The following is a 14,187-nucleotide window of genomic DNA, read 5'->3' on the forward strand; positions in this document are numbered from 1 at the left end:
GTGCGGCGGCTCCTGGGTCCCGGCTCTCCGCTTCGCTGCGGCCGGGATGACAGGGCTTTATGGATTTGGAACCACCAGGCTTTCGCCTAGCCGCGCGACAGGCGGCGGCGGTTGGCGCGGACCTTGCGGCGGTAGTGGGCGAGCGTCTTGCGGGCCGCCTGCTGGGGCGTGGCGCCGAGGCCGCCGGTGAAGGCCAGCGCCTGCAGGGCCAGGCCCGCGTCGATCTTCTCGGACAGCATGCGCGAGGCCTCGGCCTGGGCCCCTGCCCCGCCGGTCGCGAACAGCAGCGCCCGCTGGGCGATCACCGCATTGGCCTCCATCGTCAGGCGCCAGGCGTCGAAGGTCAGGCGGGTCCAGGGGTTCATGCGCGGGTTCCAGGGTGGGGCTTGGGTAATGCGGGGTGGGGGTGGAGGTTGCGGCGGGGGGTTGGTCCGGGCGCCCGAGCGGCGCCATAGATGGGCGACAACCAAAAAGAGAAGGCTCGGGAGGCCGCCCCATGACCCATACGCTCGCCCGCCGTTCGGCGCTCACCCTTTTCGGCGCCCTCGCCTTCGCCCCGGCCGCCGCCCGCGCCGCAACCGGCAAGGGGGGGGCCATGCCGCCGGTCACCATCTACCACCTGGAGGGCCGCCGCTCGGAGCGGATCGTGTGGCTGATGGAGGAGCTGGGCCTGCCCTACCGGCTGGAGTTCAAGCGGGGCGACTTGGGCGCGTCGATGGCGGCGATCCGGGCGATCAACCCGATTGTGCCCATGGCCCCCACCGTGCAGTACGGCGACCAGGTGCTGGTGGAGTCCGGCGCCATCATCGAGCTGATCCTGGAGCGCCACGGCGGCGGCAGGCTGCAGCCAGCGAAGGACAGCGCCGACTATCCGCACCACCTGATGTGGATGCACTACGCCGAAGGCAGCCTGGCGCCGCGCATCTTCTCCGACTACCGCGCCTGGATGGCCGCGCCGCCCACGCGGCGCTCGCCGCTGGTGGATAGCGAGGCCTCGGTGCAGTTCGCCGAAGAGTTCCTGGGCAAGCATCCGTGGTTCGGGGGCGCTGAGTTCTCCGGCGCCGACATCATGATGCTGTTCCCGCTGAACGTGGGCGGCGTGCTGAACATCTTCGACACCGCGCAGTTCCCGAAGGTGGCGGCCTGGAAGGCCAAGGTCGAGGCGCGGCCGGCCTACCAGCGGATGGTCGCCAAGGCGCGCCCGGGGGTGATCCCGGGCAACCTGCCGGTGCTGCCGAAGGCGCCGTCGTGGGGGCCGCGGAAGTAGGGGGGCCTCCGCAGGGAATTCGCGCGCAGGGATGGACGAAGGGGCGCCGTCGACCTTAGCGTGTGTGCTGGCGCGTAACGCCTTGGGGGGCATCATGAAAATCGGGAACGGGGCGGCCCTGGCGGCCGCGCTCATGCTGGCTGCGGGGCCGGCGTGGGCGGACGTGAAGGTGCCGGAGGGGACGGAGTTCCGCATCAGGCTGGAGGACAGCCTCTCCAGCAAGACGGCCCAGGTGGGTGACCGCTTCACCGTCAGCCTGGACGACGACGTGCGGCTATCGGACGGCACGATCCTGCGCGCCGGTTACCGCGGCGTGGGCGAGGTGGTCGACGCGCGGAAGAACGGCATGCTCGGCAAGACGGGCAAGCTGAACATAAGCTTGAGCTACATCAAGATCGGCGACGAGCGCGTTCGCCTGCGGGCCAACCGCGCCACCCAGGGTGAACACAACACTGGCGCCCAAGTGGCCACGGGCTTGATCCTGTTTCCAATCTGGCCCGTCGCCGCCCTCATCAAGGGCAAGAGTACGACGATCCCAAAGGGCACAATGCTGACGGCCTACTCAGACAGCGACATCGTGCTGCGGACCCCCCTGCCCCCGCCGCCGCCAGAGGTCTGACGCAGGGCCAAAGTCCAGGCACATAGCGTGCCCGCCCCGGCAGCTATTCCTTCGGCTGCTTCTGGACGCACTCGTAGCTGAGGGTGCCATCCCAGGCGCTCACCTTCGTCACTCGCGCCAGCTTCCCATATTTGGCGCAGTCAGCCTCGGCCGCAGCGAATTTCTCTTGCGTCGCCATCGTCAGGCCGCTGCCGGTGACAACGCCGCCAGCTTCGTTGCCGCCAACAGTCGTCGAAGCGCATCCCGCGACAAGCAAGCCGACCGCAATCAACGTCAGAACCCCAACCTGCCGCACATGCCCACTCCCCGATCCGTGGTGACGCTAGTTGGGCGCCGGTCTGCACACAAGGCAGGTCGGAGCCTCAGGGTGGCGGAGGGCTCAAGGTCCAGGCGTGGAGCGTGCCACCAATGGACTTAAGCCGGTGGCATCCTGGGGATGCAGCCGGAAGGGGAATGGATATTCTGTCCCCGAATTCCGTCCTGAGCCCTCTGGACGACCAGACAAATTCAAGGAAGTTTCTGATGCAGGAAGTCCGCACGAGAAGAACCGATGCCAACTCTTGATCCCGGACGCCCTGGCTTCTTGGAATGGCTTCAACGACAAAACCAACCACTTGGCTGGGGCCTGATGCCTCTAACCCACATTACGAAGGGCGTTACCGCCGAAGATATAATTCGCGCCGATAAAATCGAGACTCAGCCCTGTAACGTCTTCGATCAGTCGCTTGCTTATTTGTTTTACGGAAGGCCAGCCTATCGAATTTCGGAAGAAGGTTCAGTAAAATTTGAAGCCGCCTGTCCCTATTGCTTCATATTTCGACCCAATCTAATCAAGCATTCACGCGCTATATTTGCTTTTGACACTGGCGCCTACTCAAAACGGATGTATGCACATCACGTGACTGACGAAATGAGGCTCGAAGACTTCAATCTGGGAAGCGATCAGTGGGCACCCAATCACTTAATTCATGCCACCTTCGGGTCAATGGACCCCTATTTGAAAGGCGACACCCGCCAGATTCCCGCGCCCGATCAGATCTCTGAGGACTGGGATTTCCATGCCCGCGCCTACCTCAACCTAGTTACTTCGCCGGGCCGAAACGAACCAGACGACAGAGTGTGTTCTGTAGAAGTCATATTCGACAAGGACGTGCCACTCGTTGGCGACTTGCAGGCAATCGTAGTTCCCCACACCCTGTGGACCGACCAGAGGCGCGCACCTTGGTTGGAAAAACTGAACAACAGGTCGGTGATAATAAAGACCTACGAGTTTATCCCTGGACGAAACCCTGAACATTACCATACTCTGCTCGAGACTGAGGTACGCGATCTCTATAGATCGTGGAGTATGATATGAGCTCGACCTCCCTCCAAGTGACGGCCTACGCTCCGTACATGGGGGAGCGATCACCTGGTTTCTTCCTCCCGTTGCTACAATCTGACGGAAGTGAAGGTTACTATCTTCAGACTGTGGATGAGATCTCGGATCTCATTTCGTCGTTCTCCAGAATATCGGAGACTCCTGATCTCATATTCTCAATCGACATCCCGATATTCGTTGATCTGGGCTCAAGGCCTGTATTCGTTTTCATGGATCATCTCGGCGTAGTCCACGTCGGTACGGTAGGTGACATCGCCTCGGACCTTCGGGAGTATGTGAAAAACAATCCAGCGGACGTTGCCGTTCGACTACAGATCGCAAACCTCCTGGATGAACCCGGCGAGCGTCGCAGTGCGCGTGAAGCGGTGAGGATAAACATTGAGGCACAACTGGGCCAGACGGCCGGTGCCGCGTTTTACCAGTCCGCACTTCGGTCGGCCCTTTGGAATTCTCTAATCAAACGAGCGCCCAGTCGCGATGCCGCGCATGCCGTTATTGAAACTAGATCCTCGTTTCAGTCTTCGATAGGAGACGACGGATCAATTGCGATTGATATCTCCGCCTTGGAACGACGTTCCATCTATGGAGATGACCTGAACGCAATAGTTCAGGACATAAAAGACGAATTTGTTACGCGCGATAATGGTATAAGCAACCATGTCGATGGCATCTCGTCTACGGATAACATTAAGGACGACGCTAATAAATTAGATATAATTGGCGCTGACTTACTTCATATTCAAGCTACAATATCCAATGCGCCAAGACAAGAAGAGAGGATTTCCATGCTTCTGGAGATCATTCTCAGAGATCGTAAGGTCGGCCTTGAGATTCTCAATCTCTATAGACCGCGGGCGAATTTCGAGAGTCGAGCGATTGAAATGATGAGGCAACGTCTGAACTTCAATTCAGAAGGCTCCATACCTGACTCATTGGTTGTATCAGACATAGTCGTGAAACTCTTCTTCATGATATTTTCGATGAATCGTGGGTATCTTCTGTATTTTGCATCAATTCATCTGGGACAGATTTCAGATGTTAGACAATCTATTCGGTTTTGCCTAAGTAAAACTCAATCCGTTCACGTAGAATCCTTCCGTTCAGAAATATATGATATACTTAGTAGTTGGGATTAGATAAGTATTGGCTCAGTTCTGCGCTCTCTTAAATTAGCAACAGGAGTTCCTCCGCACATGTCCGACCTCATCCTCGCCGACGATCCCGCCCCCCACGTCCGGCGCCTCACCCTCAACCGCCCCGAGAAGCGCAACGCGCTGTCGAACGCGCTGCGCGGAGAGTTGTTCGCGGCGCTGGAGGCGGCGGACAAGGATCCGGAGGTCCGCGTGATCATCCTGCGCGGGGCGGGCAAGTGCTTCTCGTCCGGGTATGACCTGGCGGGGACCGGGGCGCTGCCGTTCCATACCGCCGGCGCGCAAGGGTCCTGGGCGCGGCACGTGGTGGAGGGCTGTTTCCGCATGTGGGACCTGGCCAAGCCGATAATCGCCCAGGTGCACGGATGGTGCCTGGCGGGGGGCTCGGAGCTCGCGGTGGCGTGCGACCTGGTCTACGTGGCCGAGGACGCCCAGATCGGCTATCCGCCGGTGCGCACCATGAGCCCGCCGGACAACCACTATCACGTCTGGCTGATGGGCATGCGCGCGGCCATGGAGCAGATGCTGACCGGCGATGCGATCGACGGAAAGGAGGCCGTGCGGCTGGGCTTCGCCAACCGGGCGTTCCCGGTGGACGACCTGGAGGCCGCGGTGCTGGAGATGGCGGAACGCATCGCCAAGGTGGACCCGGAACTGGCGCAGCTGAACAAGCGGCTGGTGCACCGGCAGATGGAGGCCATGGGCATGCGCGCCGGCATCCGCGCGGGGACGGACCTGCACGCGCTGGGCTGGCACACGGGGGCGAGCCGGGCCTATTCGGCCGAGCTGCGCGCCGGGGTGACGCAGGCGCTGAGCAAGCGCGACGGGGCGTTCGGGGACTATCGGGAGAAGGAGAAGGGGTAGCCCTCTCCTACTTGATCCGCTCATCCCCTCCCCCCGCTCGTCATGGCCGGTCCTGTAAGCCTGCCCTCGGGCGGGCCGCGCAGCGGCGCGACCCGGGGGGCCATCCATAAGCGCCGGCGCTGGAGGGTTCGCGGCGCGCGAGCGCGCGCGGACCCCACGGCCACGGAGTCTATGGGTCCCCGGGACAAGCCCGGGGATGACGAGCAAGAGAGTGAGGTCGGTGGGGCTATCTCGGCCGGAAGCGCTTTGAGGCCGGGAAGCCCTTGGGGGCCAGCTTGCCGGCGGAGGATCGGCGGCCCAACCAGTCGCGCCAGTCGTCCCAGATGCGGGTGCGGCCGGAGGCGTCGACGGTGGCCAGGCCGGCCTCGGCCCTGAAGGCGGTGGCGTCGCGGAGCGCCCCCTCGCGGTAGGACTGCAGCTTCACGCCCTTGCCGCGGGGCATCTCGGGCAGCTCGTCGAGGGGGAAGACCAGCAGCTTGCCGTTGTCGCCGATGACGGCGAGGTGGTCGGATTCGCCCACCTCCTTCGTTCCAATTGGCAGCGCCACCAGGGCGGCGCCGTTCAGCACCTGCTTGCCGGCGCGGCGGAAGGCGATGGCCTCGGCCTCGGGCAGGATGAAGCCGTAGCCCTCCTTGCTGGCGATGACGCGGCGCGCGCCGGGCCGGTGGACGAAGACGTCGACCAGGCCCACGCGGTCGTCCAGGTCGATCATCAGCCGCAGCGGCTCGCCGTGGCCGCGGGCGCCGGGGAGCTTGTCGCAGGCGAGCGTGAAGAAGCGGCCGTCGCTGGCGAAGATCAGGAGCTTGTCGGTGGTCTCGGCGGGGACCAGGAAGGCCAGCTTGTCGCCCTCCTTGAACTTGAGTTCGGACGGGTCCTCCACGCGGCCCTTGGCGGCGCGGATCCAGCCGCGGTCCGACAGGATGACGGTGATCGGCTCGCGCACGATCATGGCCTCCAGGGCGGCCTCGGTGTCGATCTGCGGGGCGTCGGCGAAGGCGGAGCGGCGCGCGTTGAGGGCGGCGCCGAGCTGGTCCTTGGTGTGGCGCAGGCCCTCGCCCACCAGGCGCCACTGGCGGCGGTCCGAGCCCAGCAGGCCGACGATGCCGTCGCGCTCCTCGGAGAGCTCGGCGTGCTCGCGGCGGATCTCCATCTCCTCCAGGCGGGCGAGCTGGCGCAGGCGGGTGTTGAGGATGGCGTCGGCCTGGAGGTCGGAGAGCGCGAAGGTCTCGATCAGCTTGGCCTTCGGCTCCTCCTCGTAGCGGACGATGCGGATCACCTCGTCGAGGTTGAGGTAGGCGATCATCAGGCCGTCGAGGATGTGCAGGCGGGCCTCGATCTTGCCCAGGCGGTGCTGCGCGCGGCGGACCAGCACCTCGCGGCGGTGGTCGAGGAAGGCGCGCAGGGCCTGCTTCAGGCTCATGACGCCGGGCGTGCCGCGGGCGTCCAGGACGTTGAGGTTGACGCTGAAGCGGGTCTCCAGGTCGGAGAGCTTGAACAGGCTCTCCATCAGCACCTCGGCCTCGACGTTGCGGGACTTGGGCTCGAGGACCAGGCGGACGTCCTCGGCGCTCTCGTCGCGCACGTCGCCCAGCAGCGGGGCCTTCTTGTTCTCGATCAGCAGGGCCAGCTGCTCGACCAGGTCGGCCTTCTTGACCTGGTAGGGCACCTCGGTGACGACGATCTGGTAGGTCCCCTTGCCCAGGTCCTCGCGGGTCCAGCGGGCGCGCACCCGCACCCCGCCGCGGCCGGTCTCGTAGGTGTCGAGCAGGCTGGCGCGGGGCTCGACGATGACGCCCCCGGTGGGGAAGTCCGGGCCCTGGACGTGGGCCATCAGCTCCTCGGTGGACGCGTCGCGGTTTTCGAGCAGCAGCAGGCAGGCGTCGATCAGCTCGGCGGCGTTGTGCGGCGGGATCGAGGTGGCCATGCCGACCGCGATGCCGGTGGAGCCGTTGGCCAGCAGGTTGGGGAAGCCGGCGGGCAGCACCACCGGCTCGTCGTCGGAGCCGTCGTAGGTGGGCTTGAAGTCGACCGCGTCTTCCTCGATGCCGTCGAGCAGCAGCATGGCCGCCGTGGTCAGCTTCGCCTCGGTGTAGCGCATGGCCGCGGCGTTATCGCCGTCGATGTTGCCGAAGTTGCCCTGGCCGTCGACCAGCGGATAGCGCTGGGCGAAGGCCTGGGCCATGCGCACCAGGGTGTCGTAGATCGACTGGTCGCCGTGCGGGTGGTAGCCGCCCATCACCTCGCCGACCACCTTGGCGCACTTGCGCGCGGCGTTCTCCGGGTTCAGCCGCATCTCGCGCATGGCGTAGAGCACGCGGCGCTGCACCGGCTTCAGGCCATCGCGCACGTCGGGCAGCGCGCGGTCGGTGATGACGCTGAGCGCGTAGGCCAGGTAACGGCGGCTGAGGGCCTCCGTCAGCGGCTCGTCGATGATGCGGTCGCCGGGAGGCGGCGGCGGGGCGGTGGTGGTGGCCATGGGGGTTTCTAGCGCGCCGAGGGATTCGCGTCCCGGAGCAGTCCGCCGCAGACCCCGCTTTTTGCCGGACGTCGCTCGCCTATGAGGAGAGTCAGCTAGGCCGGAGCGTAAACGGACGTAGTTAATCCGATACCGTCGTCCTGTGGACCGGCCCAACGTCAGGAACTCCAGCATGCGCAAGCTCGCACTGGCCGCCATCGCGGCGCTCGGTCTCGCCGCGGCCTCCGGCGCCGCCCAGGCCGACGTGATCAACTTCGACGCGCTGCCCGCCGGCGCGGCGGGCGACCCGCTGGTGCTCCCCGGGGCCACGTTCACGGCCATCGGCGGTTTCAACGTGATCTCCAGCACGGGGAGCCTGTGTACGTCGCCGGACGCCGCCACCGTCTTCAACTGCGCGCAGACCCTGCAGGTCGATTTCGACCAGGCCTCGTCGGGGCTGAGCTTCAACATGTCCGGCATCAACGAGGACACCATCGGCGCCGACGTCGGCGACGTGCAGATCTACGGCGGCGCCGCGCTGCTGGGTACGGTCAACCTCATCGTGATCGACAGCATCGGCAAGGACCTGGTCGAGCTCACCGGCTTTTCCGGCGTGACGCGGCTGGTGATCTCCAGCACCGACTTCGGCGGCGTGCTGTACGACGACTTCACCTTCACCCCGAACGCGGTGCCCGAACCGTCGACCTGGGCGCTGATGATCGGCGGCTTCGGGCTGGCCGGCGCGGCGCTGCGGCGGCGCAGGACCGCAACCGCCTAGAACCCCCTACAGCCGTCCCGCCTCGCGCAGCCGGTCCAGCAACCACAGCCTTGCCGGCGGCAGGGGGCGGTTCACGGGGTTGAACATGTAGGCTTCGAGGAAGCGGGCGGTGAGGTCGAGGCCGGCGCCGATGTCGCCGTCGCATCGCCGAGGGCGGCAGGCCGGGCGGCAGCTCCTGCCTAGGTAACCTTACCTACGGGATCGTTCCGGATTGGAAGACCCAGGCTGCTTCGGGCAGATGGCCCAAAGCCCGAGGGTATCGAATGCCGAACCGCAAGCCGAAGACCGCTGCCTGGGAACCAAGCCAAGCGGTCGACGATCCCTTCAACGTGGCAGGCCGCCCGAACCTGGGGGACGGACGCGGGCGCACGGAGGCGGAGATCGCCCAGGCGCTCATCGATTTCGAGAACCTGAAGGTATACCAGCGGGCCATCGACACCCATCAGATCGTCGCAATGACCGACCGTCAGGGCCGGATCCAGCATGTCAGCGACATGTTCTGCGCGATCAGCGGATACAGCCGGGAGGAACTGCTCGGCCGGACCCATGCCGTGGTGAATTCGGGCCTGCAGCCCCGGAAATTCTGGGTGGACCTCTGGCGCACGATCGGACGCGGCCGCACCTGGTCGGGCGAGATCTGCAACCGCACCAAGGCCGGCGACATCTACTGGGTGCAGAGCACGATCTTTCCGCTCCATGACGCGACGGGCAAGCACCTGGGCTTCCTGGCGGTGCGAAGCGATATCACCGGGCTGAAGAACGCCAAGGCCGCGCTCCTGGACGAAACCCGACGCCTCGAAGAGGCCCGCGACGCGGCTGAGGCGGCGTCCCGCGCCAAAACCGAATTCGCCGCGACGGTCAGCCACGAGATCCGAACGCCGATGAACGGGGTGCTGGGTATGCTGACGGTGTTGCTCGACACCAAGCTGGACCCACGCCAGCGGCACTGGGCGGAGACCGCACGGGACTCGGCGCGCGGCCTGCTGGCGCTGCTGAACGACGTGCTCGACTTCTCGAAACTCGAGGCCGACGCCGCAGACCTGGAGCTCATTGCCTGTAATCCGGGAAAGCTGGCGGGCGAAGTCGTGGCCCTGCTGACGGACCAAGCCCGGGCCAAGGGAGTGACCCTCAGGGCGGTCGTCGCCGCGGACGTTCCGCCCCAGGTCGTGTGCGATCCCACCAAGCTGCGGCAGGTGCTGTTCAACCTCGCGGGCAACGCGCTCAAGTTCACCAGCGAGGGGGCGGTGGCCATTACGGTCAGCCTTGCGCACGCTGACCCGGAGCAGATGCGACTGCACGTCAAGATCTCAGACACGGGCTGTGGCATCGACGCGGGCGCCATACCGCGGCTGTTCGATCGCTTTACGCAGGCCGACAGCTCTACCACGCGGACCCACGGCGGCACCGGCCTGGGGTTGGCGATCTCGAAGAAGCTGGTCGAAAGAATGGGCGGCGAAATCGGCGCCACGAGCACGCAGGGCGTGGGATCGACCTTCTGGTTCACCCTTCCGTGCGGGATCGCCGACGAGGTCGCCGACGCGCCGGACGCTGCGATCCTCGACGTGCCCGGCCCCGGGCTGCGGATCCTGGTGGCCGAGGACAACGCGGTAAACCAGCGTGTGATCGAGGCGATGCTCGACACCTTCGGCTACGTCATCGACCTGGCGGCAAACGGAGAGGAAGCCGTGGGGATGTTCCGCCGGGGCCTATTCTACGATCTCGTGCTGATGGACATCCAAATGCCGGAGAAGGACGGGATGATGGCCACGCGGGAGATACGCGCCCTGTCCGGCGCCGCGCGCAGCGTCCCGATCATCGCCCTCACCGCCAACGTCTTCGACGAGCAGCGCGCCGCGTACATGGCAGCGGGCATGGACGACGTTGTGGCCAAGCCTATCGATCTCGAGCTGTTGATGGCGGCGATCGCGCGCGCAATGCAGGGCCGTGAAACCGTCGCCGAGCAGGGGAAGGTCTCGGTCGCCATCTGACGCCCAGGCCGCCGACGGACGCGGAGATCCATTCCGCACCGCCTGGACCATCAGCTATCCGTTCTGCCCGCGCAGGCGCCTACAGCCGCCCCGCTTCCCTCAGCCGGTCCAGCAGCCACAGCCTGGCCGGCGGCAGGGGGCGGTTCATGGGGTTGAAGATGTAGGCTTCGAGAAAGTGGGCGGTGAGGTCGAGGCCGGCGCCGATGTCGCCCTCCCGAAGGCCGCCCTGCGCGGACAGCATGAAGGGGGGCAGCGCGAGCAGGCGGTCCTTGTAGGGCTCGCCGGCGGCTCGGCTGACGGCGCGGCCGGTCTTCGGGCTGACGTAGATCAGGTCGTCGGTGACGCCGGTGGCGGCGCACTTGGAGAGGTCGAAGCCGAAGCCGAGGTCGGTCAGCAGGCCCGCCTCGAAGCGGACGAACACGGCGGGCCAGATGTCGGTGTGGGCGAAGGCTCCGCTGAGGGCCTCGAAGGCCAGGAAGGCGCCGGGGTGGGGTTCGCGCTCGGGAAGCGCCCCGGCGGCCACGGCGGCGGCGGCGGCGACGCCGGCCAGCGCCAGGGGATCGTCGAACAGCGCGGAAGGCCCCTCCCCCACCGGCTCCAGCGCCGCCGAGCCCAGCTGATCGGAGACCCGCGCGCGGTAACGGACCAGCACGCGCGCGCCGGCCTGCAGGAACGGCTTCATCTTGCGCGACGCGCCGGCGGCCACGTGGGCGGCGTAGCGGCCGTGGCGGGCGGTCAAGAGCTCTACGATCGCGACGGATTCCCCGAACGCCCCGGACTCCAGCGCGAAGGCCCGCTCCCTGAATTCCACCGCGGTGAGTTAGGCCCTGGTCCGCGAGATGGGAAGGCGGCCGCGCAGAGACCGGCTCGAGCCATAGATTTCATCTCTGGCAAATTCACAAAATTCCGTTTGGTCAGGCGGCGATCCGAGCGCCTAGGGTCGCCCTGCCGCCGCTGCGGCCCAGGAGCTCACCATGGACGACGCCTCGCCCCTCTCCGATCCCGCCAAGGAACCCGCGGCGCTGCGCACCCTGCTCGGCCGCACGAACCGCGACTGGTGGCCCAACCAGCTGTCGCTGGAGATCCTTCACCAGCACGGCGCCCACGGGGACCCGATGGGCGACGACTTCGACTACGCGGCGGAGTTCAAGACGCTCGACTATGCGGCGGTGAAGCGCGACCTGACCGCGCTGATGACCGACAGCCAGCCATGGTGGCCGGCGGACTACGGACACTACGGCCCGTTCTTCATCCGGATGGCCTGGCACAGCGCCGGGACCTACCGGTCGGGCGACGGCCGCGGCGGATCCTCGTCGGGCGGCCAGCGGTTCGCGCCGCTGAACAGCTGGCCGGACAACGCCAACCTGGACAAGGCGCGGCGGCTGCTCTGGCCGGTGAAGCAGAAGTACGGCCGCAAGCTGTCGTGGGCCGACCTGATGATCCTGGCCGGCAACGTGGCGATCGAGAGCATGGGCGGCCCCACCTTCGGCTTCGGCGGCGGACGCACCGACGTCTGGGAGCCCGAAAAGGACATCTACTGGGGCACGGAAGAGGAGTGGGTGGGCGTCACGCGGATCGAGGAGGAGTCCGGCCGGGCGCTGGAGAATCCGCTGGCCGCCATCCAGATGGGCCTCATCTACGTCAACCCGGAGGGTCCGGGCGGCCGGCCCGACCCGCTGCAGTCGGCGCGCGACGTCCGCGAGACCTTTTCGCGCATGAGCATGAACGACGAGGAGACGCTGGCGCTGACCGCCGGAGGCCACACGTTCGGCAAGTGCCACGGGGCCGGAGACGCCTCCAAGGTGGGCGCCGAGCCGGAGGGCTCGGACATCGCCCAGCAGGGCCTGGGCTGGCATAGCGGCCACGAAAGCGGCATGGGCGACCACACCATCACCAGCGGCCTGGAGGGCGCCTGGACGCCGACGCCGATCCAGTGGTCGAACAACTACTTCCGCATGCTGCTGGAGTACGACTACGAGCTGGTGAAGAGCCCGGCGGGCGCACACCAGTGGCAGCCGATCAACCAGAAGCCGGAGGACATGGCGCCGGGCGCGCACAGCCCCGAGCGCCGCCTGCCGACGATGATGACCACCGCCGACATGGCCTTCAAGATGGACCCGAAATACCGGGAGATCGCGGAGCGGTTCTATCGGAATCCCGACCAGTTCGCCGACGCCTTCGCCCGCGCCTGGTTCAAGCTGACCCATCGCGACATGGGCCCGAAGGTCCGCTACCTCGGCCCCGAGGTCCCGGCCGAGGACCTGATCTGGCAGGACCCCCTGCCGGCCGGGGGCCACCCGCCGCTCGGCGCGGACGACGTCGCCAGACTGAAGGCTGCGATCCTTGCCTCAGGCCTGAGGGTCGCGGACCTGGTGAAGACCGCCTGGGCGTCGGCTTCGACGTTCCGCGGCTCCGACAAGCGCGGCGGCGCGAACGGCGCGCGGATCCGCCTGGAGCCGCAGCGGAGCTGGGCGGTGAACGAACCGGCGGAGCTGGCCCGGGTGCTGCAGGTGCTGGAAGGCGTCTGCGCCGGCTTCGGCAAGCCGGTCTCGCTGGCCGACGTGATCGTGCTGGGGGGCTCGGCCGCGGTCGAGCAGGCGGCCAGGAACGCAGGGCGGGAGGTGACGGTGAGCTTCGCCCCCGGCCGGGTGGACGCAACCCCGGAACAGACCGACGCCGACAGCTTTGCGGTGCTGGAACCGCGGGTCGACGGCTTCCGCAACTACGTCGAGACCCCCTTCAGCATTCCGACCGAGGAACTGCTGGTCGACCGGGCGCAACTGCTGGGGCTCACCGCGCCGGAGATGACCGTGCTGGTGGGGGGCCTGCGGGTGCTCGGCGCCAACCACGGCGGTTCCAAGGACGGCGTGTTCACCGACCGCGTCGGCCAGCTCACCAACGACTTCTTCGTCAACCTGCTCGACATGGGCACGGCGTGGAAGCAGGTCGACGACAGCTCAGACCAGACCTTCGTCGGCGCCTGCCGGCGCACCGACGCGCAGAAGTGGACGGCGACGCGCACCGACCTGGCCTTCGGCTCCAACTCGCAGCTGCGGGCTATTTCCGAGGTTTATGCCGCGCGCGATGGAGCGGAGAAGTTCGTGGCGGACTTTGTGGCGGCCTGGACCAAGGTGATGAACGCCGACCGTTTCGACCTGCCCCGTGCGCGAAGGAGGGGCGCGGCGGCGTAAGGCTCAGACGTCGAAGTCCAGGCCCACGTCGCCGTAGAACTCGCGTTTGTCGGCCCATTTCTCGTCGACGGTGACGTGGATGAACAGGTGAACGGGGCGGCCAAGGAGCTCGGTAAGTTCCTCGCGCGCCTTCTGGCCGATCCACTTCAGGGTCTGGCCGCCCTTGCCGAGGATGATCGGACGCTGGCTTTCGCGCTCGACGTAGATGGTCTGTTCGATGCGGACCGAACCGTCCCTGCGCTCCTCGAACTTGGTGGTGTCGACGGCGGCCGAATAGGGCAGCTCCTCGTGGACGCGCAGGTAGAGCTTCTCGCGGGTGATCTCGGCGGCCAGCAGGCGGGCGGGAAGGTCCGCGGTCTGGTCGGCGGGGTAGAGCCAGGGGCCCTCGGGCATGAGTTCGGCCAGGCGGGCCTTCAGATCGTCCACGCCGGAGCCGTCGGCCGCCGAGATCATGAAGACCTCGGAATAGACGCCGGTCTCGAACAGGCGCTGC

At 66.5% G+C, this 14,187-nt stretch carries 13 protein-coding genes and 1 pseudogene; 8 read left to right on the forward strand and 6 right to left on the reverse strand.

Annotated features, from left to right (window positions below; translation table 11 throughout):
* Positions 1–86: 86 nt before the first annotated feature.
* Positions 87–365 (reverse strand): hypothetical protein, encoded by a 279-nt coding sequence (locus QZV94_RS16185; RefSeq protein WP_293678998.1) that lies wholly within the window; start codon positions 363–365, stop codon positions 87–89.
* Between the two features lie 131 nt (positions 366–496).
* Between QZV94_RS16185 and QZV94_RS16190 the strand changes: the two genes are divergently transcribed.
* The gene (locus QZV94_RS16190; RefSeq protein WP_293679000.1) at positions 497–1,267 is read left to right on the forward strand and encodes a glutathione S-transferase family protein; all 771 of its coding nucleotides are present in this window, start codon (positions 497–499) and stop codon (positions 1,265–1,267) included.
* 94 nt (positions 1,268–1,361) lie between these two features.
* On the forward strand, positions 1,362–1,886 hold the full coding sequence (locus tag QZV94_RS16195) for a hypothetical protein (protein WP_293679002.1): 525 nt from the start codon (positions 1,362–1,364) through the stop codon (positions 1,884–1,886).
* A gap of 43 nt (positions 1,887–1,929) precedes the next feature.
* On the opposite strand, the gene QZV94_RS16200 is transcribed toward QZV94_RS16195, so the two are convergent.
* Positions 1,930–2,181 carry a hypothetical protein gene (locus QZV94_RS16200; protein ID WP_293679004.1) on the reverse strand — a complete coding sequence of 84 codons (252 nt, stop codon included), beginning with the start codon at positions 2,179–2,181 and terminating at the stop codon, positions 1,930–1,932.
* Positions 2,182–2,436: 255 nt separating this feature from the next.
* On the opposite strand from QZV94_RS16200, the gene QZV94_RS16205 reads away from it, so the two are divergent.
* The 3 genes from QZV94_RS16205 to QZV94_RS16215 are packed head-to-tail and all read left to right on the forward strand — an operon-like array spanning position 2,437 to position 5,282.
* Positions 2,437–3,243, forward strand: coding sequence for a hypothetical protein (locus tag QZV94_RS16205; protein WP_293679006.1), 807 nt, complete (start codon positions 2,437–2,439; stop codon positions 3,241–3,243).
* A complete protein-coding gene (locus tag QZV94_RS16210; RefSeq protein ID WP_293679008.1) occupies positions 3,240–4,403 on the forward strand; it encodes a hypothetical protein in 1,164 nt (387 codons plus the stop codon). The genes QZV94_RS16205 and QZV94_RS16210 overlap by 4 nt, the downstream gene beginning before the upstream one ends.
* A gap of 57 nt (positions 4,404–4,460) precedes the next feature.
* Entirely contained in the window at positions 4,461–5,282 is an 822-nt protein-coding gene (locus QZV94_RS16215; RefSeq protein WP_293679010.1) for an enoyl-CoA hydratase-related protein, read from the forward strand.
* A gap of 226 nt (positions 5,283–5,508) precedes the next feature.
* Here the strand turns inward: QZV94_RS16215 and parC are convergent, their stop codons facing one another.
* Complete coding sequence (gene parC / locus QZV94_RS16220) at positions 5,509–7,758, reverse strand: DNA topoisomerase IV subunit A (protein WP_293679012.1); 2,250 nt, start codon at positions 7,756–7,758, stop codon at positions 5,509–5,511.
* 172 nt (positions 7,759–7,930) lie between these two features.
* Between parC and QZV94_RS16225 the strand changes: the two genes are divergently transcribed.
* Positions 7,931–8,515 carry a PEPxxWA-CTERM sorting domain-containing protein gene (locus QZV94_RS16225; RefSeq protein ID WP_293679014.1) on the forward strand — a complete coding sequence of 195 codons (585 nt, stop codon included), beginning with the start codon at positions 7,931–7,933 and terminating at the stop codon, positions 8,513–8,515.
* Positions 8,516–8,521: 6 nt separating this feature from the next.
* On the opposite strand, the pseudogene QZV94_RS16230 reads toward QZV94_RS16225, so the two are convergent.
* Positions 8,522–8,656: pseudogene (locus QZV94_RS16230) on the reverse strand (DNA repair protein RecO); the annotation flags it as partial.
* Positions 8,657–8,778: 122 nt separating this feature from the next.
* On the opposite strand from QZV94_RS16230, the gene QZV94_RS16235 reads away from it, so the two are divergent.
* Complete coding sequence (locus tag QZV94_RS16235; protein ID WP_293679016.1) at positions 8,779–10,503, forward strand: ATP-binding protein; 1,725 nt, start codon at positions 8,779–8,781, stop codon at positions 10,501–10,503.
* A 79-nt stretch (positions 10,504–10,582) separates the two neighbouring features.
* Here the strand turns inward: QZV94_RS16235 and recO are convergent, their stop codons facing one another.
* Positions 10,583–11,314 (reverse strand): DNA repair protein RecO, encoded by a 732-nt coding sequence (gene recO, locus QZV94_RS16240; RefSeq protein WP_293679018.1) that lies wholly within the window; start codon positions 11,312–11,314, stop codon positions 10,583–10,585.
* Between the two features lie 163 nt (positions 11,315–11,477).
* On the opposite strand from recO, the gene katG reads away from it, so the two are divergent.
* On the forward strand, positions 11,478–13,694 hold the full coding sequence (gene katG, locus QZV94_RS16245; protein ID WP_293679020.1) for a catalase/peroxidase HPI: 2,217 nt from the start codon (positions 11,478–11,480) through the stop codon (positions 13,692–13,694).
* Between the two features lie 3 nt (positions 13,695–13,697).
* On the opposite strand, the gene QZV94_RS16250 is transcribed toward katG, so the two are convergent.
* A partial coding sequence (locus QZV94_RS16250; protein ID WP_293679022.1) for a KH domain-containing protein occupies positions 13,698–14,187 on the reverse strand: 490 nt, incomplete at its 5' end.

It is taken from the genome of uncultured Phenylobacterium sp., from assembly GCF_902826855.1.
Lineage (GTDB): Bacteria > Pseudomonadota > Alphaproteobacteria > Caulobacterales > Caulobacteraceae > Phenylobacterium.